We start from the raw sequence: 215 nt of genomic DNA, 5'->3' as shown, positions 1-215 counted from the left end.
GAGTCGAAGGAGGTTCGAAGTGTTTGAGTATCGACAGGTTCTGGCGCGCATGCGTCAGGGCGATTCCGACCGTGACATTGCCAGCGCACGCATGATGGGGCGTGGGAAGCTGACGACCGTCAGGCAGCTCGCGCTCGCTCGGGGCTGGCTCGATCCCGGTCGGCCCTTGCCGGACGACGCCGAACTGGCAGCGATCTTCGGACGCAATCCGAAGC

Annotated in this window: 1 pseudogene; it reads left to right on the top strand. The window is 64.7% G+C overall.

The window, feature by feature from the left end:
• A pseudogene (locus ACLFKU_RS45035) lies at positions 1 to 215 on the top strand (IS21 family transposase); the annotation flags it as partial.

This window comes from Paraburkholderia sp. EG304, assembly GCF_046543485.1.
Taxonomy (GTDB): domain Bacteria; phylum Pseudomonadota; class Gammaproteobacteria; order Burkholderiales; family Burkholderiaceae; genus Paraburkholderia; species Paraburkholderia youngii.
The sequence above is the reverse complement of the archived record's forward strand: the minus strand, read 5'-3'. Positions and strand labels throughout refer to the sequence as shown.